Origin of the sequence: Pandoraea capi, assembly GCF_902459735.1 — a bacterium.
GTDB lineage: Bacteria > Pseudomonadota > Gammaproteobacteria > Burkholderiales > Burkholderiaceae > Pandoraea > Pandoraea capi.
On record NZ_CABPRV010000001.1, the window covers coordinates 208,544 to 228,425 of the forward strand.

General features: G+C 64.9%; 15 protein-coding genes. 8 read left to right on the top strand and 7 right to left on the bottom strand.

Annotated features, from left to right (window positions below; genetic code table 11):
* Positions 1-6: 6 nt before the first annotated feature.
* Both PCA20602_RS00880 and PCA20602_RS00885 read right to left on the bottom strand, forming a co-directional pair.
* The gene (locus PCA20602_RS00880) at positions 7-2,199 is read right to left on the bottom strand and encodes a putative bifunctional diguanylate cyclase/phosphodiesterase (RefSeq protein ID WP_150719579.1); all 2,193 of its coding nucleotides are present in this window, start codon (positions 2,197-2,199) and stop codon (positions 7-9) included.
* Between the two features lie 456 nt (positions 2,200-2,655).
* Positions 2,656-3,576 (bottom strand): LysR family transcriptional regulator, encoded by a 921-nt coding sequence (locus PCA20602_RS00885; RefSeq protein WP_150719580.1) that lies wholly within the window; start codon positions 3,574-3,576, stop codon positions 2,656-2,658.
* Between the two features lie 126 nt (positions 3,577-3,702).
* On the opposite strand from PCA20602_RS00885, the gene leuC reads away from it, so the two are divergent.
* The 3 genes from leuC to PCA20602_RS00900 all read left to right on the top strand — a co-directional run bounded on the left by leuC (position 3,703) and on the right by PCA20602_RS00900 (position 7,215).
* Positions 3,703-5,115: a 3-isopropylmalate dehydratase large subunit gene (leuC, locus tag PCA20602_RS00890; RefSeq protein ID WP_150719581.1), complete on the top strand. Its 1,413-nt coding sequence runs from the start codon at positions 3,703-3,705 to the stop codon at positions 5,113-5,115.
* A complete protein-coding gene (gene leuD, locus PCA20602_RS00895) occupies positions 5,108-5,746 on the top strand; it encodes a 3-isopropylmalate dehydratase small subunit (RefSeq protein WP_150719582.1) in 639 nt (212 codons plus the stop codon). The genes leuC and leuD overlap by 8 nt, the downstream gene beginning before the upstream one ends.
* A gap of 128 nt (positions 5,747-5,874) precedes the next feature.
* Complete coding sequence (locus PCA20602_RS00900) at positions 5,875-7,215, top strand: 2-hydroxycarboxylate transporter family protein (RefSeq protein WP_150719583.1); 1,341 nt, start codon at positions 5,875-5,877, stop codon at positions 7,213-7,215.
* Between the two features lie 92 nt (positions 7,216-7,307).
* Here PCA20602_RS00900 and PCA20602_RS00905 read toward each other — a convergent pair whose 3' ends face one another.
* The gene (locus PCA20602_RS00905; RefSeq protein ID WP_150719979.1) at positions 7,308-8,324 is read right to left on the bottom strand and encodes a transporter; all 1,017 of its coding nucleotides are present in this window, start codon (positions 8,322-8,324) and stop codon (positions 7,308-7,310) included.
* A gap of 338 nt (positions 8,325-8,662) precedes the next feature.
* On the opposite strand from PCA20602_RS00905, the gene ppk2 reads away from it, so the two are divergent.
* Entirely contained in the window at positions 8,663-9,583 is a 921-nt protein-coding gene (gene ppk2 / locus PCA20602_RS00910; protein ID WP_069341569.1) for a polyphosphate kinase 2, read from the top strand.
* Here the strand turns inward: ppk2 and PCA20602_RS00915 are convergent.
* The 3 genes from PCA20602_RS00915 to PCA20602_RS00925 are packed head-to-tail and all read right to left on the bottom strand — an operon-like array spanning position 9,577 to position 11,995.
* Positions 9,577-10,902 carry an ATP-binding protein gene (locus PCA20602_RS00915; protein ID WP_150719584.1) on the bottom strand — a complete coding sequence of 442 codons (1,326 nt, stop codon included), beginning with the start codon at positions 10,900-10,902 and terminating at the stop codon, positions 9,577-9,579. The genes ppk2 and PCA20602_RS00915 overlap by 7 nt on opposite strands.
* The gene (locus tag PCA20602_RS00920) at positions 10,899-11,756 is read right to left on the bottom strand and encodes a response regulator (RefSeq protein WP_150719585.1); all 858 of its coding nucleotides are present in this window, start codon (positions 11,754-11,756) and stop codon (positions 10,899-10,901) included. Before PCA20602_RS00920 ends, PCA20602_RS00915 begins: the two co-directional genes overlap by 4 nt.
* 17 nt (positions 11,757-11,773) lie before the next feature.
* The gene (locus tag PCA20602_RS00925; protein WP_069341568.1) at positions 11,774-11,995 is read right to left on the bottom strand and encodes a hypothetical protein; all 222 of its coding nucleotides are present in this window, start codon (positions 11,993-11,995) and stop codon (positions 11,774-11,776) included.
* A 652-nt stretch (positions 11,996-12,647) separates the two neighbouring features.
* On the opposite strand from PCA20602_RS00925, the gene macA reads away from it, so the two are divergent.
* The 3 genes from macA to PCA20602_RS00940 all read left to right on the top strand — a co-directional run bounded on the left by macA (position 12,648) and on the right by PCA20602_RS00940 (position 17,630).
* Positions 12,648-13,835 carry a macrolide transporter subunit MacA gene (gene macA / locus PCA20602_RS00930; protein WP_150719586.1) on the top strand — a complete coding sequence of 396 codons (1,188 nt, stop codon included), beginning with the start codon at positions 12,648-12,650 and terminating at the stop codon, positions 13,833-13,835.
* Positions 13,832-15,973 (top strand): MacB family efflux pump subunit, encoded by a 2,142-nt coding sequence (locus tag PCA20602_RS26140; protein ID WP_150719587.1) that lies wholly within the window; start codon positions 13,832-13,834, stop codon positions 15,971-15,973. Before macA ends, PCA20602_RS26140 begins: the two co-directional genes overlap by 4 nt.
* 196 nt (positions 15,974-16,169) lie before the next feature.
* On the top strand, positions 16,170-17,630 hold the full coding sequence (locus tag PCA20602_RS00940; protein ID WP_174980686.1) for an efflux transporter outer membrane subunit: 1,461 nt from the start codon (positions 16,170-16,172) through the stop codon (positions 17,628-17,630).
* Here PCA20602_RS00940 and PCA20602_RS00945 read toward each other — a convergent pair.
* On the bottom strand, positions 17,593-18,633 hold the full coding sequence (locus tag PCA20602_RS00945) for a Rossmann-fold NAD(P)-binding domain-containing protein (RefSeq protein WP_246181964.1): 1,041 nt from the start codon (positions 18,631-18,633) through the stop codon (positions 17,593-17,595). The genes PCA20602_RS00940 and PCA20602_RS00945 overlap by 38 nt on opposite strands.
* Positions 18,634-18,714: 81 nt before the next feature.
* Between PCA20602_RS00945 and PCA20602_RS00950 the strand changes: the two genes are divergently transcribed.
* Entirely contained in the window at positions 18,715-19,749 is a 1,035-nt protein-coding gene (locus tag PCA20602_RS00950; RefSeq protein ID WP_150719590.1) for a CDP-6-deoxy-delta-3,4-glucoseen reductase, read from the top strand.
* The last annotated feature ends 133 nt before the right edge of the window (positions 19,750-19,882 follow it).

Below are 19,882 nucleotides of genomic sequence, written 5' to 3' on the forward strand. Positions count from 1 at the left end.
AAAGGCTTACGCCCGGTTCAACTGGCGTCCCACATCGAACATCGCCCCGAACTCGACTGCGGGCATCGGCACACCGAACAGATACCCCTGCCCTTCGTCACAGCCGAGCTGGCGCAGATTGTCGCGCTGCTGAGGCGTTTCCACACCTTCCGCGATGGTGCGCAGATCGAAGCTTCGCGTCATGTCCACGAGCGCGCGCACCACCGATGCGTCGCGCTCCGATTCCATCATGCCCTGCACGAACGAACGGTCGATCTTGATGCGGCTGAGCGGGTAGCGGCGCAGCATGCTGATCGACGCATAGCCCGTGCCGAAGTCGTCGAAGGCAATGCTCACGCCGTGTTCGTGCAGACGTTGCAACGCATCGAGCACGACATCGTCATCGAGCACGATGCTCTCGGTGACTTCCAGCTCCAGTGCCTGCGGCGGCAAACCGTGTCGCGCCAGCACCGACTTCACCTCGTCGACGATGCTCCCGATGCGAAATTGCAGACCGAACAGATTCACGCCGATACGGAAGCCGGGCGCGCCGTTGCGACGCCAGTACGCCGCCTGCGCGCACGCTTCGTCGAGCACCCATGCCCCGACGGACGCCGCCAGCGGCCCACGCTCCAACGCGGGGAGGAACGCCGCCGGCGAGAGCAGGCCGCGTTGCGGATGCCGCCACCGGATCAGCGCCTCCGCCCCCGTGAGCGAGCCGTCGGCAAAATCCACCTGCGGCTGATAGAACAGCACGAACTCGCCGTCGTTGACCGCGCGATGCAACTCGATGTTGTACACACGTCGTGCGGTCGCTTCCACACGTAATGCCTCGATGAAGACGAACGTCTGCCCGGCGCCGTGCTGCTTCGCCCGGGAAAGCGCGAGATCGGCGTTGCTGATCAGACTAAGCGCCTCCTCCGTCTGCTGATGCGCCACGGCAATGCCGCAGCACGCGCTCACCCGCACGTCGAATCCCCCAACCACCATCGGCTCCGCGATGGCGGCAAGTGCGGCGTCCGCCCTTCGGCGCGCTTCCACGGCATCCGTGACACCCCACAGCAACAAGGCGAACTCGTCGGCGCCGATGCGCGCCACGGTGTCGACTGTGCGTACGAGGCGGGTCAAGCGCCGCGACACCTCGCAAAGCATGCCGTCGCCCACGGCGTGCCCGAGCGTATCGTTGATGTCCTTGAAGCCGTCGAGATCGAAGATGGCAACGGCTGCGCCGTTGAGACACACCGACGCCACCTCGGCATCGCGATAGAAACTCGCGCGATTCGCGATGCCGGTCAGCACATCGGTGCTCGCCAGACGCCTCAGCATCTCACCACCGTCGCGCAACGTGCTCAGGTCGTGCACGTGGGCATTGAATGTCTGCGAGTCGTTCTCCTTCCAGCAGAACAGCGACAGGCTCATCGGAAACTCGCGGCCATCGCGACGCTGGCCGTGCACTTCGGCCGGCATCGTCATGCCGTCGACCGATCCGGCACTGACGGCTTGCGTGATCTGATCGCGTAGCGCGGCGCGGCTGCGTCCGGCCAGCAGCGTCTCGACGGAGCGTCCCGGGCCGTCGGCGACATCGTGACCGAACAGCGCCGCCGCAGCATGATTCCAGTCGAGAATTTCGCCGTCGGCATCGAAGCGGATCATCGCCGTCGGCGAGTGCCGCTCCGGCTCCGCGAACGTGTGGCGCTCACGCTCGATGAACAGTTCCACACGCCGCAATTCGAGCCGGTCGGACGCCATGCGCCCCAACTCGCGCAAGCGCTCGCGATCAACCTCGGTGAATGTGTGATTCGGTTTGCTATCAATGACGCACAGCGCGCCGAGCGCATGGCCGTCTACCGATTTGAGCGGCACGCCCGCGTAGAAGCGCACCTGCGCGTTGCCAGTGACCAGCGGGTTATCGTAAAAGCGCTCGTCGAGCGTGGCATCGGGCACGACCATGACGCCTTCGCCATTGATCGCATGCGCGCAGAACGAGGCGTCGCGACTCATGTCGACGTCCTTGTCCGTGCTTGAAAAGCCGGTGGCGGCCGCAAAGAAGACGTGATCGTTGCCGACCATGTTCACGGCGGCGACCGGCACACCGAACATGTGAGCAGCAATATGCACGACCGCGTCGAGACTCGGCAGCGGACGTTCGCTGCCCAGGCCGTAATCCGCCAGTGCAGCCAGCCTTTCCTTTTCCGTCGGCAATACAGCGGGACACTTCATCGTCGGTCTCCTCGCCCATGAAAGACAGCTTGATGGACAACGTCGGAAGCCTGATGTGCGATGCGCGCAAAGCCTGGCTGTCCGCACCGTTTGAACCGGGCCCTCAAGCGAGCCGCACGCACCATACTTCACCCCGTAGCGCGTGCCTGCTTGCCAGACTCCGGATATTCGACGTCCGATTTAGCGGATTATAAAGGCAACGCCGCAAAAGATGCCTTCGGTTTGTTCGTTATGCAAAACATGTCGAAAGCCCGGGATTCGAGTGCGGTTTTTAATTTTTCCGGATGACTCGCCAATGACGACAAGCCCGTACGACAGGCTCATCCAGCGCGCATGGTGCGCGCCACCATCGATTGATACGATTGTTTGGAATTACGCATTGACTGATGCGATTGCATGCAATCGCTTTAATCACCAGCTCACCATCCACTCACAATCCATTCAAACCGATTCATGTCAGCGGGGAATCGCCGTGCCATCGCGATTTAATTCCCGCATCAGATATTGCTCCATGAAATCGACGAAAAGCCGCACCTTCGCCGACAGATTGAGACGCTCGGGATAGATCGCATAAACATCTGCCGCAGGTAGTGCCCAGTCGGCAAGCAACTGCGTCAGCGCCTTCGATGCCAGCGCGGATTGCACGTCCCACTCCGATCGCACCAGCACGCCATGCCCATCGAGCGCCCAACGCAGGGTCGCCTCGCCGTCGTTGCTGCTCATGGCGCCGTGCACCTTCACCAGTTCGTGACGGCGGCCCTTGGTGAAATGCCACGTGCCGTAAGCGGTATCGTTCTCCCGCAGCACGATGCACAGGTGATTGCGCAAGTCGTCGGGCACCTTCGGCACGCCGTGACGTTCCAGATACTTCGGCGACGCACACACCAGACGCCGGTTGGCAGCAATGCGACGCCCCACCACCCGCTGATCCGGCAACTCGCCGAACCGAATCCCGACGTCGAACGCGAATTCGGCCAGATTCATCGGGCGATCCGTCAGATCCAGTTGCACTTCGACTTCCGGATACTGCTCACGAAACTCGGATAGCGCCGGTACGACGTGGCGGCGCCCGAAGCCGAACGTGGCGTTCACCTTGAGCAGCCCGCGCGGCAGATCCCGGCTGCTCGACACCATGCGCTCCAGCTCCTGCACCTGCTCGATGATCTTCGATCCGGTGCCCAGATACAGCTCGCCCTCGTGGGTCATTGCGAGCCGGCGGGTGGTGCGGTTGAGGAGCTTCACCCCGAGACGCCGCTCCAGTTGACTCAGTCGCGCACTGATCGCCGGCGGCGTCACACCAAGATCGCGTGCCAGCGCCGACAAACTCCCCAGCGTGACCAGCCTTGCGAAGAACTCCAGATCGGCGATGGCATCCATTGTTAAATTCAACTTAAAAATAGGTTAAGCGAATATGCATTTTGCGATTCTATGAACGAATTAGACTGCACGCAAGGTTGCGACACATGACGAAATCGACGACCGCCCCCTTCGTGGAGTCACCCCATGGGACAAACGCTTTACCAGAAAATCGTACGAGGCCACACGGTCTTCGAGGTCGACGCGCAGCACGTCGCGCTGTATGCCGATCTGCACATCATGAACGAGTACACGAGCCCGCAGGCGTTCGCCGGGCTCGCGGAAAAGGGCCTGCCGGTGCGTTGCCCCGAGAAGCAGATGGGTGTGGTGGATCACGTGATTCCCACGCATCCGGTACCGGTCGGTCAGCGCACCATCGTGATCGACGCCGCTGCGCATCAGGCCGCCAACTTCACGCGTAACTGCCAGAAGCACGGCATTCATCTGTTCGACGTCACGGACCCCGAGCAGGGTATCGAACACGTGGTCGCCCCCGAGCTGGGTCTGATCCGCCCGGGCATGGTCGTGCTGTGCGGCGACAGCCATACCACGACGTACGGCGCACTCGGCGCGCTGGGATTCGGGATCGGCACCTCCGAAGTCGAACACGTGCTGGCGACGCAGACGCTCATCTACCGTGTCGCGCGCGATATGCGCATTCATGTCGACGGCATGCTCGCCCGCGGCACCACGTCGAAAGACCTCGTGCTCTACATCATTGCCCGCATCGGCGCGCAAGGCGCACGCGGCTTCGTCGTCGAGTACACGGGCCCGGCCATCGAAGCGCTGTCCGCCGAAGCGCGCATGACGTTGTGCAACATGACCGTCGAAGCCGGTGCGCGCGGCGCGCTCATCGCCCCCGATGCCACCACGCTGCAATACGGCGGCGCCCACATCAAGGATCTGTCGGGCGAAGCGCTCGACGACGCGAAAGCCCGCTGGCTCGCGCTGCGCTCCGATGACGACGCCAAGTTCGACGTCACGCACCGCTTCGACGCGAGCGACGTCGGCCCCTTCGTGACGTGGGGCACCAGCCCCGATCAGGCGATTGCGATCAACCACCGGATTCCGGCGCTGTCGGCCGATGAGACCGAGCGGCACAACGCGTCGAAGGCGCTGAACTACATGGGTCTGGACGCCGGTCAGTCGCTCGACGGTCTGCCCATCGACCACGTCTTCATCGGCTCGTGCACCAACGCGCGGATCGAAGACCTGCGTGCCATCGCCGACATCGTCCGTGGTCACAAGGTCGCACCGAGTGTGCGCGCCATGGTCGTGCCCGGCTCGGGCCGCGTGCGCGATCAGGCCGAGCGCGAGGGCATTGCGGCCGCGCTCATCGACGCGGGCTTCGAATGGCGTCAGCCGGGGTGCTCGATGTGCCTCGCGATGAACGACGACATTCTCAAGCCCGGCGAGCGCTGCGCGTCGACCACCAACCGGAACTTCGAAGGCCGTCAGGGACGCGGCGCACGCACCCATCTGATGAGCCCGGCGATGGCCGCCGCTGCGGCGCTGGCAGGTCGCATCGTGGACATTCGCAAGGAGATCGCTCATGACTAAGCACACGACCGTCGCAGGTATCGCCGCGCCGCTGCCGCTGGGCAACCTCGACACCGATCAGATCATGCCGAAGCAGTTCCTGCTCGGCATCGACAAGTCAGGCCTCGCGCGCGGCGTGCTCTACGACCTGCGCACCAACGCCGACGGCTCGCCCAATGAAGCGTTCGTGCTCAATCGCCCCGCCTATCGCGACGCGCGCATTCTCGTCGGTGGCGCGAACTTCGGTTGCGGGTCGAGCCGCGAGCACGCTGTCTGGGGGTTGCAGCAGGCCGGCATCCAGGCCGTGATCGCGCCGAGCTTCGGCGAGATCTTCTACTTCAATGCGCTCAACAACCGTCTGTTGCTGATCGTGCTCGACCCGCTCGTGGTCGCGCAGATTTCCGAGATGGTCGGCGATCCGGCACGCAGTCAATTGACGATCGACGTCGAACGTCAATGCGTGACGACGGCCAACGGCATGACGTTCAGCTTCGAGTTGCCGCCGCGTCAAAAGCACATGTTCATGGAAGGCCTCGACATGATCGGCATGACGTTGCGTGACAGCGACGCCATCTCGGCGTTCGAAGCGCGTCATCGCGAAGCCGCGCCCTGGATGCAGATCGATCTGCCGCGACAACAACGTCAGGCCTGACGCCCACCGCCGAACCGGGAAAACCGACACCCCAATCACCCGCACCACCCGGCACGACCGAGAAGAGGCGCATCCAGCGCCCCGGTCGGGCTGAAAAGCAAACCCTCAGGACTTTCAGGAGACACCCCATGGAAAGCCAAACCCCTCAGGCGAGCGCGACGTCGCTCGCCAACGCGTCCGAGTCATCGCCCACATCGTTCTGGACGAAATTCACCGTCGGCGGCGCCCCGCTGCCGATGTTCGCCGCGATTGTCGTCATCACGGGGCTTGCCGCCGTCACAAGCCGCCTGCCCGCCGACATGATCGGCGGCTTCGCGGTGCTGATGATCGCCGGCATGCTGCTCGGTGAAATCGGCGGCGCGATTCCCGTGTTCCAGCACATCGGCGGCCCGGCCATCCTGTGCCTGTTCGTGCCCGCCGCGCTACTCGGCAACGGCCTGATGGACGACGCGATCCTCAAGGCCATCACCGTCACGATGAAGACGGCGAACCTGCAATACCTCTACATCGCCTGTCTGGTGGCGGGTAGCATGCTCGGCATGAACCGGAAGATCCTGATCCAGGGCTTTCTGAAGATGTTTGTGCCCTTGCTGATCGGCACGCTCGCGGCGATTGCCGCCGGGTGTCTGGCCGGGCTGCTCTTCGGCTTCAGCCCGCGTCACACGTTCTTCTTCATCGTGATGCCGATTCTCGGCGGCGGTATCGGCGAAGGCATTCTGCCGCTGTCGATCGGTTACTCGGAGATCACGGGCGAAGCGCAAGGTCATCTGATCGCGACGATGGTGCCCGCCGCGCTCATCGGTAACGTCGTGGCGATTCTGTCGGCGGGGCTGCTCAAGCGCTTCGCCGAGAAGCGCCCCCACTACAACGGCAACGGCATGCTCGTGCGCAGCGGAGAGGACCGCGCGCTGCTCGAAGGACAGCACGTCGAACCGGCGCTCGACCTGCGCCTGATGGGACACGGTCTGCTGCTCGCCTGCACGCTGTTCATCCTCGGCGCATTGCTCGCGCCGATCACCGGCATTCCCGGGCCGGTGCTGATGATCGTGGCCGCAGCGCTCATGAAGGTGGCTCGCGTGATTCCGGCAAGCATGGAGACCGGCGCGTATCAGATGTACAAGTTCATGTCGACGAACCTGACGTTCGCGATCCTCGTGGGTCTCGGCACGCTGTTCGTCTCATGGGACAAGCTCGTCGGCGCGTTCTCCACCGCCTACTTCGTGATCTGCGCGTCGACGGTGATCGCCATGGTCGTCTCGGGCTTCTTCGTCGGCATGTGGCTGAAGATGTTCCCGGTCGAGTCGGCCATTGTGACGGCCTGCCACAGCGGGCTCGGCGGCACGGGCGACGTGGCGATCCTGTCGTCGTCGAATCGCATGGGGCTGATGCCGTTCGCGCAGATCTCGACGCGCATCGGCGGCGCCGGTATGGTCGTCATCGCCACGCTGCTCATGAAGTTCTGGCATTGACGTACGGCTGCCGAAGCGGGTGCTTGCCCGAGGGGCGGCACCGGCTTCGGTGGTGATGGCTGTGGCGGCGGTAGATGGGTAGCACGATAACGTCAGTCGGGTCGCCGCCGGAACGCCCACCAGCCGGCGGCCGCCGTACCCGTCGCCACGATGGCGACCAGCACCCAGAAGCCATGCGGATGATCGGCGAGCGGAATGCCGCCGACGTTCATCCCGAAAAAGCCCGCCACGATGTTGATCGGCAGCGCGAGCACGGTCACGACGGTCAGCGTATAAATCGTGCGTTCCGTGCGCTCGCTGACCATTGCCGCAATTTCTTCCTGAAGCAACTTGATCCGTTCGAGCAACGCCGACAGGTCGTTGAGCACGACGGCAAACTCTTCCGTCGCCTGACGGAATTCCTGCACGTCGTCTGCATGTCCCCATGCCGGCGGACGACTCAGCAGTCGAAAGAGCGCCGCCGGCTCCGGCGCCAGCAGACGCTGCAAGCGCACCAGCACCCGTCGTAGCGAGCCGAGATCGGCCCGATTGCTCTCGATGCGCTGCTGCAACAACCGGTCTTCGACGATATCCACGCGGCGGCTCGTCTCGCGCACGATGCGCTCCAGCACGTCCGCCTGATCGCGCAGCAGATGCACGAGCAGCGCGAGCGGCGTGCGAAAGGCGTCGCCCCTTTTCACGGACGCTCGCAGCTTGTCGATGGAGCGCAGCGGTTTCACGCGCCCCGTCACGAGCAGACGCGCATTGGCCGCGACTCGCAACGTCGATATCTCCGATTGCGCAATATCGAACGCGAAGATCACATCGTTGATGACGGCCAGCAGCCAATCGTCGGAATGTTCGATGCGCGTGGAGCGCGACCCTTCCGCCAGGTTCTCGTAGAACTCGTCGGGCAGGTTCATTTGCAGGCGCAGCCACTTCTCGCAAGCCGCGTGAGCAAAGTTGAAGTGCAGCCAGAGAAAGCCTTCGGCCCGTTCGCCTTGCATCAGCCACGCCAGCGCCTCGCCGGAATCGACCGGCTGGGGAGGCGCGCCCTCAGTAAAGCGATAGCCGTAGATCAGGCCAGCCTGATCGCAGCCATAGGTGTTGTGAACTAAGTCGGCGAACATGCGCGCTGTCTGGGCGAACGTGGGCGGGGACAACCGGGCGATGGCGTGGCGATCACGCGATTCGCGCGGTATGACGGCGGGACTTGCCATCATGACAATGTCATATTTCATTTTTGTGACATGGCGTACCCCCCCGCCATCCGCTAACCGCACGGCCGGGACGCCTGCCTGCCGGGCGCCGACGGGAACTCTGCCGGGCAGTGATTCGTCAACGCCATGCGGGTGTCATAAAATCGTCGCATACTCGGATTCACTACCGGACGCCGTGTCAGCGCGTCCGTCGTCACCCCCGCAGTACGGGTGCCTTTCGTGTTTTTTGGCCGCAAGAGATCGTCGCCATGACCAAATTCGATTCCGACGCCAACCACGACGCCATGCTCACGCGTCGTCTCCAGGATGACCTGATCGACAGCTATGACGAAGAGATCGAGATGGAAATCGACGACCTTCGTCTGCCCGGTCTGAACGATCTGAGCGCCGAAGCGCGCGACGACCGTCTGCACTACTTCCGCGAGCTGTTCCGTCTGCAAGGCGAACTGGTGAAGTTGCAGGACTGGGTGATCCGCAGCCGTCACCGTCTCGTGGTGATCTTCGAAGGCCGCGACGCCGCAGGCAAGGGCGGCGCGATCAAGCGCATCACGCAGCGACTCAATCCCCGCGTCTGCCGGGTGGCCGCTCTGCCCGCGCCGAACGATCGCGAGCGCACGCAGTGGTATTTCCAGCGTTATGTGCAGCACCTGCCCGCCGCCGGCGAGATCGTGCTGTTCGACCGTAGCTGGTACAACCGCGCGGGGGTCGAACACGTGATGGGCTTCTGTACGGAAAACGAGTACGAAGAGTTCTTCCGTTCAGTGCCGGACTTCGAGAAGATGCTGGTGCGCAGCGGCATCCAGATCGTGAAGTACTGGTTCTCGATTTCGGATGAGGAGCAGGAAGCGCGCTTTCTCGCGCGCATTCAGGACCCGCTCAAGCAGTGGAAGCTCAGCCCGATGGATCTGGAGAGCCGGACGCGCTGGGAGAAGTACACGGTCGCCAAGGAGGTGATGCTTGAGCGCACGCACATTCCGGAAGCGCCGTGGTGGGTGGTGCAGGCCGACGACAAGAAGCGCGCGCGTCTGAACTGCATCCATCACCTGCTCCAGCAAGTGCCTTATCACGACGTGGAGCGCTCGCAGGTCGTGCTGCCCGAGCGCGCACGCAGCGAAAGCTACATCCGTCACCCGGTGCCGTCCGAGATCATCGTGCCGGAGATTTACTGAGCGACGCTGTCCTGCGTGGCGCCGATCGGCAAGGTCAGCGTCACGCGTAGCCCGTCACCCGGCGACCGGCCCAGACGCACCGCGCCACCCAGACCTTCCACCAGACGCACGACCAGCGACAGGCCGAGGCCGCAGTGCCCTTCGCCGCCGCGCGACGCGTCGAGCCGCACGAACGGCCGCATCGCCAGCGCCACCTGATCGTCCGGAATCCCCTTCCCGCAGTCGCTCACTTCGATGTATCCGGTCGCGCCCTCGCGCCACGTGGCCAGACGCACCGTCGGCTCGCCGTGTTCGAGCGCATTGTCGACGAGATTGGACATCACGCGATCGAGCAGCGTGCGCGGCAGCAGAAAGTCCGGCCCCGCACGCAGACTGCTGACGAACAGCGAGGCGTCATCCGTCGGCCCACGTGCGGTTGAGGGGCTGTCGGGTGTTTCCTCGTTCGCCGGAAACTGCTCGCGCAGGAATTCGTCGACGCTCACCAGCGGACTGGTGTCGGCCTCGTCGCGCGCGTAGGCGAGGAATTGCTGAACGATGTGATCGATGGAAGCGATATCGCGCACGAAGCCGTCGCGCGAGCCTTCGCTGTCGATCAGATCGGCGCGCAGGCGCAACCGCGTGAGCGGCGACTTCAGGTCGTGGGCAATGCCCGCGAGCATGATGGCCTGGTTGTCTTCGGCTTCGGCCAGACGCTTGGCCATGTCGTTGAACGCGTGCGTCAGATCACGCAATTCGTGCGGTCCCTGCTCAGGCAATAGCGCAGGGCGGCGCCCACGCGCGATCACTCGTGCCGCGTGCGCCAGCCGGGCGATGGGCCGCTGCATCTGCCACGCAACGAGCAATGCGAGCAGGACTGCACCGATCAGAATGCCAAGCGTCTCGCGAATGAACGGCGGCATCGGCGGCAGATCGAGGCCGATGACGATCCACTCGGTGCGCTGCGGCAGCAACACCCAGATGTTGCCGCGCTTGCGATCGTTGACGATATGCAGTTGCGTGCCGGTCGGCAGTCGCGAGAGCAGTTCCTGACGCAAGCGGATACTGCGTTCGTCGTCAGACTCGCCGCTAAACGTCGGGGTCTGCGCCACCGGTACGCGACGCAGCGCATGGGGCGGCGCGAGGCTACCGGGATCGACAGCGCGCTGATCCACGCTCTGAATGGCGACCAGCAGACCGCGGGCGAAGCCGTCGACCTGCTGTCGCGGGCGCTGGTAGAACACCAGCGCGCTCCACACGAGATGCATCACCAGCAAGACAGCGATGCCCAGACAGGCCATGCGGCGAAACAGGGAGTCTCGCAGCAACCAACGTAACGTCACGCAACCGACTCCCGCCAGCCGCGCAACGCACGCTTGCCTGCCGACGCCGATGCCGTCGTGGCGAGCGACAGGCCGTCGTCGCCTTCGCCGCTCAGGTTACCCACGTCACCCATGCCGCGTTCCCTCGCATCGGACGTCGCGCCTTCGGACAGCTCGCCGCCCGGCACGAAGACGTAACCCTTGCCACGAATGGTCTGGATGTAGCGCGGCTCGGACGGATCGACCTCGATGAGACGGCGCAGACGCCACACCGGCACGTCGAGGCTGCGGTCGCGAAACGCGATGCCGTCGCCGTAAAGCATGGCGTGCAGCTTCACGCGCGGCAGCACTTGCATCGGGTGTTGCGTGAACGCCTTGAGCATCGCGAACTCGGTGTCGCGCAGCGGCAGACGTTCGCCCGCGCGCTGAAGCGTGCGCAGCGAGTAATCGAGTTCGAACGGCCCGAAGCGGTACGGAGCGCGTGCGTCGGGAGCGCTGGCCGCCACCGGGCCGCGACGGCGCAGCACGGCGTGAATGCGGGCGAGCAACTCGCGCGGATCGAACGGCTTGGCGAGGTAATCGTCGGCGCCCAGTTCGAGGCCGAGCGCACGGTCGAGCGGGCCGCCACGCGCGGACAGCATGATGACGGGAATGTCTTCGCCGGCGGCACGCAGGTCCTGCAAGGCGCGCAGCCCGTCGCGCTCCGGCATCATGATGTCGAGCAGGATGACCGACGGCCGTTCCAGTTCGAGCCGACGCAGCAGCGACGCGCCGTTGTGAAGCACCGAGACCTGCATGCCATTGGCGTGCAGCAATTCGCGCAATAGGTCGCGCACGACAGGATCGTCGTCGACCAGAAGAACATGCAGACTCATGAAAATTTCTCGGTAATTTAAATTCCGCGCGGCGTGGTCGCGCTTTGCGACAACTTCACAGCATCGTCCTGCGTCACAGACGGCGTCTCCGGGGTGCTGGAGAGCGCCCGCAGCGCGTTCGAATAGCGGTCCGCGCCCGATTGCGCGCGATGCGTGCCAATCGTCGACGCCGACCCCTGCCCCGGCAAACGCCAGGCCCGATGCACCGCCGTGTCGGGTGAACCAATGGTGATGGCCATGCTTTGTGCTCCCTCTGTGACGAGATACACCGCAGTTTGCGCGCCCGTCCAGTGCACCGTTGACCGAAGCATCCAACAGAATGGCGCCCAATCCTTATTTCAGAAAGGATTCGTAAGGTGCACTGAGACGTTTCGCCGGCATCATCATTGAGAAATATGCCGAAAAGTACAAATTTCGTCGACGTTGGACGACATAAGGCGAAATTATAGCCATTTTGTCACATACCCCTCGCCTTACCGCGCCGCTCGCGTCATACCGGACGTTGCTCAGCGCGAAGGATCACCCTCGCAATCTTCACACTGTGCAGCCGGCGCACCCCGGCATGGCCGACGGCGCCGCACACGGGCCATCGCAGCGCCCGCATCGCCGAGCGCCTTGTCCAGTGCGGGTCGAAGCCGTTATCGAACCGTCCACGGGGACTAAAGCGACCGCCGCACGGCGTGATTTCGCCCCGGATCGCGCTCTCCACATTTCGCCGTGGGCGTCGATTCGCTCGTTCGTGCTGGGTCGATTCCCAATGTCTCGCGCCGGTCATCTCTGTTCACAAAGTCCCAACAACTGAAAACAGTTTGTCAGGCGTCCTTTGATTAGGATCGCCACAGGTCCGCATCCCGGTTGGTTTGCGGCAGACATTGGCCTATTTCCCGATCGATGAAGCGTTTCCCGCGGCTCGTTGCCTTGCTAATTGCCTTGTTATCCCGTCTGCGGAAGTCGCGTCGCCTTATGGGCGTAGCGGTCGCGATCGTCGTCGCCTGTGGTCTGGCGCTCTGGCTCTGGCCGCGTGCGAAGCCCCCCGCTTATCTTTTCGCCACCGTCAAACATGCGGATCTCGAAGATGCGGTGCTCGCCACCGGCGTGCTCCAGCCCATCAAGCAGGTCGAAGTCGGCTCGCAGGCCAACGGGCAGCTTCGCTCGCTCAAGGTCGTGCTCGGCGATACCGTCACCAGGGGACAACTGCTCGCGGAAATCGATCCGACCTCCAGCGATAACGACCTGCGCGAAGCCAGCGCCGGACTGACGACGCTCGCGGCCGACCGGCGCGCGAAGGCCATTCGTCACGCGCAGGCCGATCGCGAACTCGCACGCCAGCGTCAATTGGCACGCGACGACGCGACCTCGCCACGCGATCTCGAGAAGGCGCGCACCGAAGCCGAAGCGCTCACCGCCGAACTCGCCTCGCTCGATTCGCAGATCAGCCAGCAAAAGGTCAAGGTCGACAAGGCGCGCACGAATCTTTCCTACACGCGCATCACCGCCCCCATCAACGGCACCGTGACCGCCATCACCACGCAGGAAGGCCAGACGGTGACGGCGATCTATCAGATTCCGACGATCCTGAAAGTCGCCGACCTGTCGATGATGACGGTGCGCGCGCAGGTCTCGGAAGCCGACGTGGTGCGCATTCGCGCCGGGCAGCCGGTGTACTTCACGATCCTCGGCGCTCCCGACAAGCGCTACGAAGGCAAGCTGCGCGTGATTCAGCCGTCGCCGGAAAAGATCAACAACGCGATCTTCTTCAACGCGCTTTTCGACGTGCCGAATCCGAGCGGCGTGCTGCGTCCCGACATGACGGCGCAGGTGTCGATCGTCAGCTCACGGATCGCGAACGCGCTGACGTTTCCGTCGGTCGCGCTCGGCGAGAAACGTGCCGATGGCCGTTATCGTGTTCGCGTGCTCGACGCGCAGGGCAACGCTCACGCGCGCTGGGTCAGGGTCGGGCTCGACAACCGTCTCACCGCGCAAGCGCTCGACGGTCTGTCGGCGGGCGATCGCGTCGTGACCGCCGATCCGACCGACGCGCCGCCGCCTGGCAGCAACGACTCGGGGACCCTGCTGTGACGCACGCCGACGCCCCCCTCCTGTGCCTTACCGGCATCTCGCGCACGTTCGGCGAGGGCGTGGGGGCCGTGAGCGTGCTGCGCGACGTCGACCTCGTCATCCGGCGCGGCGAGATGGTCGCGATCATGGGGCCGTCCGGTTCCGGCAAGTCGACGCTGATGAATGTACTCGGCTGCCTCGACCGCGCCAGCGCCGGACGCTACGAGATCGATGGACGGGACGTCGCCTCGCTGTCCGATGACGAACTTGCGCAACTGCGACGCGAGTATTTCGGTTTCATCTTCCAGCGCTATCACCTGATGGGGCATCTCACGGCGCAGGGCAATGTGGAAGTGCCTGCCGTGTACGCCGGGACTTCCCGCGCGCAGCGTGCGTCGCGCTCCGTAGCCCTGCTCGACCGTCTCGGACTCGACAGGCACCACGCGCATCGCCCGGCGCAGATGTCAGGCGGACAACAGCAACGCGTGAGCATCGCCCGCGCGCTGATGAATGGCGGCGACATCATTCTTGCCGACGAACCGACCGGCGCACTCGATAGCCACAGCGGGCTGGAAGTCATGCACATCCTGCGCGAACTTCACGCGCGCGGACACACGATCATTCTCGTGACGCACGATCCCGGTGTCGCGGCGTGGGCGCAACGCGTCATTGAGATCGCTGACGGACGCATTCAGCGCGATCGCATCAACGACACACCGCAAGCATCGCCCCCGTCACCGGCATCACCGGCATCACCGGCATCACCGGCATCACTGGCATCACTGGCATCAATGGCATCACCGGCATCACTGGCATCAATGGCATCGACGGCGGGCCAATTGTCTGGCGATCCGGAACGCTCCGCGTCACGAGAGGCCTCGTCGACACTGTCGGTCTCATCGCCCGCGATAGCGTCGTTGTGTGCCAGCCGTCGTCACACGCTCGCGCGCTGGCTGCAAGGCTGGCCCACGTTCGCGGAGAGTCTGTCGATGGCGTGGCACGCGCTCGCGTCGCACCGGCTTCGCACCGGGCTGACGATGCTCGGCATCATCATCGGCATCACGTCGGTCGTCTCGCTCTCGGCCATCGGCGAGGGCACCAAACGGCGCGTACTCGACGACATCGGCAACATCGCCCCCAACACGATCACCGTGCTGCGCGGCAAGGACTTCAACGACGACAAGGCTGCCGAGATTCGCACGCTGCTGCCGCGCGACGCCTCGCTGCTCGCGGCGCAGCCCTACACCGACAGCGTGTCGCCGCAGGTCGGTCCGCGCACGGCCCGCATGCGCTTCGGACGTCTTGACACCGACGCACAGGTTCACGGCGAAGGCGCCGACTTCCTGCGGGCCAACGGATTGAAGCTGGCCCGTGGACGCAGCTTCGACGCCGCCGAAGTCGAGCGTCAGGCGCAAGTCGCGCTGCTCGGCGAAAACACGCTCAAGAAGCTGATGCCGAACGGCGGCGACCCCGTCGGTCAAATCGTGCTCGCCGGGTCGCTGCCGCTGCGCGTCATCGGTGTGGTGAAAGATCGCTCGTCGATGTTCGTGAGCCGCGCGCTCAACGTCTATGTGCCCTGGACGACGGTCGCGAGCCGACTGGCCGGACAGCAGCATCTGGAGTCGATCACGGTGCGCATTCTCGACGGACATCCGCCTGCGGCGGCCGAAGCCGGCATCGTTCGCGTGCTCACGCGAGCGCACGGCCAGAAGGACTTCTTCACGTTCAACATGGACACGATCGTGAAGTCGATCTCGCGCACGAGCCAGATGCTCACGCTGCTGCTTTCGTTCGTCGCGCTGATTTCGCTCGTTGTCGGCGGCATCGGCGTGATGAACATCATGCTGGTCTCGGTGACGGAGCGCACGCGCGAAATCGGCATCCGACGCGCCATCGGCGCACGGCGTCAGGACATTCTCCGGCAGTTCCTCATCGAAGCGGTGCTGGTCTGCCTGATGGGCGGCGCGGTCGGCGTCGCGCTGTCGTATGCGATCGGCTGGCTGGTGTCGACGTTCGTGCCGCAAGTCGCCGTGGTGTTCTCCGCGAAAACGTTCGCCGCAGCGCTCTCCTGCGCGTGTGCCATCGGCATGCTCAGTGGCTGGCTGCCCGCGCGCAGTGCGGCCCGCCTCGATCCGGTCGATGCCCTCGCCCGTGAATGATTGCCCCCCGCCGTCCCGCGGCGCCCCCCTCAGGCTCGGGATGGCTTTTACACCCCGCGCGCGATTCGGTGTCGCGCGCGGGGGTCTTTTTGTCCAATTCACGCGCATGCGCACCGGTAGCCTCGCGTGCGCCGATGCAATACCTCCGATGATTCGTCTCCCACGCCCCTCCCGTCCGATCCCATCATGGCTTGCCTTGTCGCAGAGCGTACGCATCGTCCCCCTTGCCGTATCTGTCGCCGTAGCCCTGATCACCTCGGGATGCGCGCTCACGCGCACGGACTATGAGCGCCCGGCGTTGCCGGTGCCGGCCCACTTCGGTACGCCCATCGACGGCACACAGCAGGGTGCAGCGCCTGACGCCGCTGGGTCAGCCAATGCGCAGAACCCGCCCGATGCAGACATCGCGCCGTGGTGGCAGGCGTTTCGCGAGCCTCAACTCGATACCCTCGTCGTGCAGGCGCTCGCCGGCAACCCGGGGCTCGCACTCAAGGCATTGCAGGCGGATCGCGACGCGCTACAGGCCGGACTGACGCACGCCAACCGCTGGCCGCAGTTCACCGCCAGCCTCAGCGGCGCCAAGTCGCGCGCGCTCGACGGCGGCCGCGCCGCGCTCGCGTATGACGGGCAAACGCGCACGACGTCCGGCGCGAATCTCGGCATCAGCTATGAAATCGATCTCTGGAACAAGCTCGGTGCACAACGCGACGCCGCCAACTGGCAAGCTGCCGCGAGTACATGGGAGCGGCGCGCCGCAGCACTGTCGCTGTCGAGTCAGGTAGCGTCGCTGTACTGGCGAGTGGCCTATCTGAACGAGAACGTGCGCAGTGCGACGGCAGACCTCGACGCCGCCAATCGGGTGGTGACGGTCGTCGAAGCGCGTCGCCGGGCGGGGGCCGTGTCGGCGCTCGATCCGGTGCAGGCGCAGCAGGATCGCGACGCGGTGGCCGGGGCGCTGGCTGAATGGGAACGTCTGCGCGACGTCGCGCGACATGCATTGGCGAATGCGTTGGGGCGTCCGGCACAAACCCGCTTCGCCGAGCGTGATTCGCTCGCCCCCGTGCAGTTGCCCGACGTCGCGCCGGGACTGCCCGCATCGCTGCTCGCACAGCGCCCCGATCTCGCAGCGGCCGAGACGCGCGTTCGCGCCCGTCTGGCCGACGTCGACGCCGCCCGTCTGTCGTTCTATCCGTCGCTCACGCTGACCGGCACGGCCGCGACCAGCAGCGACGCGCTCTCCCGTCTGCTCGCCAATCCCGTCGGCACACTCGCCGCGACAATTGCGATGCCCTTCCTTCAGGTGCAAACGGCGCGCTTCACCACGGCGCTCGCACGCAACGATTACGCGCAATCCGTCACCACATTCCGCAGTACGTTGCTGACTGCACTGACCGAAGTGGAAGACGCCCTCGCGGCGCGTGAGCGCACGGCGTCGCAATACGCCTCGCTCGCCAGCGCCGCCACGTTGGCGCAACGCGCGGCAGACCTCTCGGGCGCGCGCTATCGCGCCGGGGACATCGACCTGCAAACGTGGCTCGACGCGCAGCGACTCGCACGTCAGGCGCGTCGTAACGCCGCGCAGTCGCGGCTCGATCAGATCGACGCGACGCTCACGCTCGTCAAGGCGCTCGGCGGTACGCTGGGGACAGCGTCATGAGCAGCGCCGCCACGTCCGGATACTTCAGACGGTAGCCGAGTTCGCGCTTGAGCCGCGTGTTGACCAGACGTCGCGACTCCGACATGAAGGACAGCAATGTCGGTTCGAGCACCTGCTTCGCCTCGTCGCGGGAGATGCGCGGCGCGCGCGGCAAGCCGAAGGTATCCGCCACGTGGTCGAAGTACTCGCCCATGCGCCAGTCGGTGTCGTCGCTCGCGTGCACGACACGCTGCGCCTTGCCGCGCCACATCGTGCGAATCAGGATCGCGGCGAGATCGTCGGCATGGATATGGTTGGTGTAGACGTCGTCCGACGCCTGCAAGGCGGGCGTGCCCTTCTGCAACCGTGCGAGCGGCAGACGTTGCGCTGCGTAGATCCCCGGAATTCGCACCACCGACGCGCGCCACATCCCCCGGCCCCGGGCGGTATGACGCCATGACGCACGCGTGCCCGACGTCCCGGCTACCTGCGGCCCCCGCGCTCGCGGGGCCCCCGCCGCCGCCGAGCGTCGCGGATTGCGTGCGTGGAAGGCGGGACGGCCGAGGCTGCGCACGGTGCGCTCGGCGTCGACCCGGCGCTGGCCGCGCGGCGAACGCGGCATGGGCGTGCGGGTCTCATCGACATATGCCCCGCCGCAATCGCCATAGACGCCGCTGGTGCTCGCGTAGACGAGAATCCGGGAAGGCGAAGGACGTGACGCGGGCGCGCCTGCCCGGGCGCGATACCCCCCCTCGGGTACAATATTGCGTTTGTATGGTCGGGTCAGCGCGGCGCGCAATCGACGGGTACGAAGATCCTGTGTACCGTTGCCGGCAACGGCCGCAGGCGGCGCCAGATGCAGGACCCGTGGGGCCAGATGGCCGATGCGTTGCAGCCGCTGTGCGTCGTCCAGATTGGCGACGACAGGCACCGCACCCGCCGCCCGCAAGGCTGCATGACGCGCATCGCTGGACGTCACAGCAAAGACACGAAAGCGTTTGACGAGCGCCGGCAGGGCACGCATGCCGACGTCGCCACAGCCCACGATCAAGAGGCGCGGGCGACCGAAGGATTTGGACGGTTTTTTCATTTTTCGGATTGTAGTATGGCTTACAACGTTACCCTCGTGCCGAGCGGGCGCGAGTTCCAGGTCGAAGACGGCGAGGCCGTGCTCTCCGCGGCGCTGCGTCAGGGCATCGGTCTGCCGTACGGATGCAAGAACGGCGGCTGCGGGTCGTGCAAGGCCAAGCTCGTCGAGGGCACCGTCGAACACGGCGCCCACTCCAGTTCGGCCCTCACCAAGGACGAAGAAACGCGCGGTTTCGCCCTGCTGTGCTGCGCCCACACCAAGGGCGATCTCGTGATCGAGTCGCGCGAGGTCAAGGGCATCGGCGATATCCCGGTCAAACGCCTGCCGTGCCGCGTGAACGCGCTGGAACGCCGCGCCGACGACGTCATCGTCATGCGTCTGCAACTGCCCGCCAACGAACGCTTCCAATACCTCTCCGGGCAGTACATCGAATTCATCCTCAAGGACGGCAAGCGTCGCAGCTATTCGATGGCGACCGCGCCGCATGAGGAAGGCTTCCTCGAACTGCACCTGCGCCACATGCCCGGCGGCGTGTTCACCGATCACGTGTTCAACAACATGAAGGAGCGCGAAATCCTGCGCTTCGAGGGACCGCTGGGCACGTTCTTCCTGCGTGAGGATTCCGACAAGCCTATCGTGTTACTCGCTTCGGGCACCGGCTTCGCACCGATCAAGGCCATCGTCGAGCATGCCGCGCACAAGGGGCTCGACCGGCCGATGACGCTCTACTGGGGCGCGCGTCGGTTGAAGGACATCTACCTGCGCGAACTGGCCGAGCAGTGGGCACGCGAGATCCCCGGCTTCCGGTTCGTACCGGTGCTCTCCGACGCCGCGCCGGAAGACCAGTGGCAGGGACGCACGGGCTTCGTGCATCGCGCCGTGGCCGAAGACCTTGCCGACATGTCGGGTTACGAGGTCTATGCCTGCGGGGCGCCGGTGATGGTCGAATCGGCCCGGCGCGACTTCATCGCGCATCACGGACTGCCGGAAGACGCCTTCTACGCCGACGCCTTCACGACCGAAGCCGATAACCCTGGCGGCGGTGAGTGACCTGACAGGACGCCGTGACGCCGTCATGGCATCCGGCCCTCGCTGATCGACGTGCCCGTCAGGGGAATGCGCAAAAGATGCACGCAAACCACAGTCCGTGCATTCCCTTTGACAAGCGCCGCGTCACCGTCTT

What these genes read in the sequence shown, in the direction of transcription:
- PCA20602_RS00950 (WP_150719590.1), top strand. Translation starts at nt 18,715, where the DNA reads ATGGCTTACAACGTTACCCTCGTGCCGAGCGGGCGCGAGTTCCAGGTC.
- PCA20602_RS00945 (WP_246181964.1), bottom strand. Translation starts at nt 18,633, where the DNA reads ATGCGTGCCCTGCCGGCGCTCGTCAAACGCTTTCGTGTCTTTGCTGTG.
- macA (WP_150719586.1), top strand. Translation starts at nt 12,648, where the DNA reads ATGAAGCGTTTCCCGCGGCTCGTTGCCTTGCTAATTGCCTTGTTATCC.
- PCA20602_RS00880 (WP_150719579.1), bottom strand. Translation starts at nt 2,199, where the DNA reads ATGAAGTGTCCCGCTGTATTGCCGACGGAAAAGGAAAGGCTGGCTGCA.
- PCA20602_RS00885 (WP_150719580.1), bottom strand. Translation starts at nt 3,576, where the DNA reads ATGGATGCCATCGCCGATCTGGAGTTCTTCGCAAGGCTGGTCACGCTG.
- PCA20602_RS00900 (WP_150719583.1), top strand. Translation starts at nt 5,875, where the DNA reads ATGGAAAGCCAAACCCCTCAGGCGAGCGCGACGTCGCTCGCCAACGCG.
- leuC (WP_150719581.1), top strand. Translation starts at nt 3,703, where the DNA reads ATGGGACAAACGCTTTACCAGAAAATCGTACGAGGCCACACGGTCTTC.
- leuD (WP_150719582.1), top strand. Translation starts at nt 5,108, where the DNA reads ATGACTAAGCACACGACCGTCGCAGGTATCGCCGCGCCGCTGCCGCTG.
- PCA20602_RS00925 (WP_069341568.1), bottom strand. Translation starts at nt 11,995, where the DNA reads ATGGCCATCACCATTGGTTCACCCGACACGGCGGTGCATCGGGCCTGG.
- PCA20602_RS00905 (WP_150719979.1), bottom strand. Translation starts at nt 8,324, where the DNA reads ATGTTCGCCGACTTAGTTCACAACACCTATGGCTGCGATCAGGCTGGC.
- PCA20602_RS00920 (WP_150719585.1), bottom strand. Translation starts at nt 11,756, where the DNA reads ATGAGTCTGCATGTTCTTCTGGTCGACGACGATCCTGTCGTGCGCGAC.
- ppk2 (WP_069341569.1), top strand. Translation starts at nt 8,663, where the DNA reads ATGACCAAATTCGATTCCGACGCCAACCACGACGCCATGCTCACGCGT.